Genomic DNA, 2,923 nt, shown 5'->3' with positions numbered 1-2,923 from the left:
CTACGAGCATCCGACGGACACCGTCGATGGGGACAACTCCCCATCCCCCGCATCACCCCGCTACTCAGCGCCGGACGAACGCGGAGCGGACGCGGACCCACAGCGGATCGGCCTCGGAGAGACCCGACACGAGGCGCATGACCCCGCCGAGCTGCCCGATGCCCGCGACCAGCGCGATCACCCCGACCACCACGGAGGCCGCCGTCATCGACGTGACCCCGCCGGTCAGATCGCGGATGAACAGGGCGATACCGCCCACCGCGAGCAGCAGCGCGAGTGCCGCCGTGACGAGACGCAGGAAGACCCGTGGCTCGAAGTTCACGGTACGTGCGCGGATCCATCCACCAGCGCGACGTTGCCGACCCCCTGCGGTGTACGGCAGGCGGAGCCACCACGACGCGGCTGACAGGATCTTCCGACCGCTCCACCACAGGGCGACCAGGATCGCGACACCGCCGAGTCCGACGACCACGGCGATTGCGATCACCACCAGATCGACCGCAGCCGGGGATCCGCCGAGCATCCGCACGGCCTCGATCATCCCCGCCGCGACGAAAGCGCCGCCGATCGCCAGCGCGAAGCCCCCGAGCCCCAGGGCCCAGCGCGACCACCGCTCGAAGTCGCTACGCAGCACGGTCGCGAAGCGATCCGCGTCCACCGGACGTGCGTCCGGCGTGCGCGCGGCATCGATGAGGGGACGCGACTCGGGTCGGATCAGCGCAAAAGCCATGGACTCAGGTTATTCGCCGTCCAGGGGCGCCTCGAACCGCGCCCCCTCCGGAAGCTCGGGCTCGACGCCCTCCGGAAGGTACTGCGTCATCGACAGGGCGAACGCCGTCAGCACCGCGAGTTCCTGGCGCTGCTCAGGGTCCGAGCACATGCCCATGATGAGGACCGTGCCGGCAGCATCGGGCAGTCGGATCTCGCCGACGGTCATCACCGAATCAATGCCACCCCGCGACAGCAGGCCGCTGGAGACCGTGCCCACCCGACCGTCGGGCGACGTGAACGTCTCGGCCGTGCCGTCGTCTCCGAACCGGCCCAGTGGGAGCAGCCGGTGCAGCGCAGCAGCGTCTGCGACCTCGTCCTCGGTGGTGACCACGACATGCGTGCACAGGAACGACACCGCCGGCCGCTCGCCGAGGACGATCGAGACACCCGCGAAGTCGAAGGGGACGTCGGAGAACATGCGGACGCCGGCGTGGAAGCCCTCGGTGATCGCCGTGCGCGCCTCGTCGGGGAGCCAGCCGTCGCCGCTCTCCAGGTAACGGGCGATCCACTCGTCCGGCGAACGGTCGCCGAGCGCGCGGAACTCGACCCACCCCTGCGGCATCCGCTGCCACACGCGGTAGGCGGTATGCGAAGCGGGGGCGGTCACAGCTCGTCGTCCGTCTTCGGGCCTTCGCCGCGGATGGTGTTCCCTGCGCGTTCGGCGAGGTTCTGCCACGGGCCGGACAAGCTCTCGACGAAGCTCTGCCCGTTGTCGTGGGCGTCCTTCGCCGAAGACATCATCCAGTAGGTGTTCGCGACCATGTTGTTCATGTTGATGTTGAGTGTGACCGCGAGGGTGCCCGCCGCGGTTCCGCCGCCCGCCAGCGCCGGCGTCATCCGCTGGATCGAGGGGATCAGCACCGCGCCACCGGGACCGATCAGCGACTTCGCCGCCGCACCGAGCGCACCGCCGGCGAGCAGACCGAGCGCGCCTACCGCGAAGTCGGTCCACGAGCCGCGACCCGTGAGCGCCTGCAGCCCATCGATCGCGACGAGGGCGATCGACATGATGAGCGCGACCGTGCCGAGAACCGGGAAGAAGATCGAGAGGATGGCGATGATCGGCAGCGCCGCCCGGAGGATGTCCTCCAGGATCGGCACGACGTTGTCCATGAGCCACTCGCCGGCATCCGCCAGCCAGTCGCCCGCGCCCTCGAGGAAGTTGGAGAAAGCGTTGCCCTTGTAAGCGCTGAGCGTCTCGCTCGCGCCGACCAGCTGCTCCGCCGCGACGGCGGCATCGCCGTCGACCTCGCTCTTAAGACGCTGCGCCGCCGCGATGATGTCGTCGAGCTCACCCTGCGCGTTCGCGAGCGCCGTCGTCGCCTTCGACAGGGCATCGGGGTCGGCATCCTCGGCATCCGCCGCATCCGCCGCCGTCGACTTCGCCGAGGCCTTGCTGCTGACGGTCGCCGCCGCGGCGGCCGCCTGCTCCTCGAGATCACGCGCACGCGCCTGGTAACCCGCCAGCTGCGTGACCCACGTGCCGAGTGCGTCGCGGGAGGTGCGCAACGCCGAACCGGTGTCGGCCAGGTGCGGGCGGAAATCCTCGCTCATCGCCGCGCGGAAGGCCACGGCCGCTTCGCCGGTCCAGGCCGCGTCATCGTCGCCGTTGAGCATGGCCAGCGCGTCATCGATGCTGTCGCAGCCGGACGAGAGACCGATGACGAAGTCCTCGAGCTGACCGACATCACCCGGAGCCGGGTCGAATCCCAGAGTGGGGAAGGCGCTCATGAGGCCGCTCCTTCCTGGGGCTCCATACTCGCGGCGAGTTCGGAGTCGAGCCCCTGAAACGCCTCGAGGATGCCCTGCAGCCCCTTGCCGGCGTCTTCCGCATACCGCCCGAGCTTGTCGAGCCCGCCACCCCAGGAATCGTGGAGATCCTCGAGTCGTCGACGCAGCTCGTCCTGCGGGACAGCAGCACCGGAAACGGAACCCAGCGCACTCGTCGCCGCGTCGAGGGACGAGCGCATGTTCGCATACGCGGTCCTGCTCGCCTCCATCGCGGCATAGTCGATACTCACATCAGGCATGTCGCCCCTCCTGTCGAGTCGGAACAGGGACGCCGACCGATGGTCGACGCCCCTGGGAAACCGCGTGCTGTGTGTCAGCTGCCGGCGAGCTGCTGGTCCAGGTCCTGGATCGCACGCATCAT

4 protein-coding genes are annotated in these 2,923 nt (G+C 69.4%); all 4 read right to left on the bottom strand.

Annotation, left to right across the window (positions count from 1 at the left end; translation table 11 throughout):
* Nucleotides 1–64: 64 nt before the first annotated feature.
* From DW298_RS00310 to DW298_RS00295, 4 genes are read right to left on the bottom strand one after another with little or no spacing between them, the layout of a single operon-like run.
* The gene (locus DW298_RS00310) at nucleotides 65–730 is read right to left on the bottom strand and encodes a hypothetical protein (RefSeq protein ID WP_136040508.1); all 666 of its coding nucleotides are present in this window, start codon (nucleotides 728–730) and stop codon (nucleotides 65–67) included.
* A gap of 9 nt (nucleotides 731–739) precedes the next feature.
* The gene (locus DW298_RS00305; protein ID WP_136040507.1) at nucleotides 740–1,378 is read right to left on the bottom strand and encodes a hypothetical protein; all 639 of its coding nucleotides are present in this window, start codon (nucleotides 1,376–1,378) and stop codon (nucleotides 740–742) included.
* Nucleotides 1,375–2,502, bottom strand: coding sequence for a hypothetical protein (locus tag DW298_RS00300; RefSeq protein ID WP_136040506.1), 1,128 nt, complete (start codon nucleotides 2,500–2,502; stop codon nucleotides 1,375–1,377). Before DW298_RS00300 ends, DW298_RS00305 begins: the two co-directional genes overlap by 4 nt.
* Nucleotides 2,499–2,801, bottom strand: coding sequence for a hypothetical protein (locus DW298_RS00295; protein ID WP_136040505.1), 303 nt, complete (start codon nucleotides 2,799–2,801; stop codon nucleotides 2,499–2,501). The genes DW298_RS00300 and DW298_RS00295 overlap by 4 nt, the downstream gene beginning before the upstream one ends.
* Nucleotides 2,802–2,923: the final 122 nt, after the last annotated feature.

It is taken from the genome of Microbacterium sp. A20 (genome assembly GCF_004794515.1).
GTDB lineage: Bacteria > Actinomycetota > Actinomycetes > Actinomycetales > Microbacteriaceae > Microbacterium.
Note: the sequence above shows the minus strand (reverse complement) of the source record. Positions and strands in the feature narration are given on the sequence as shown.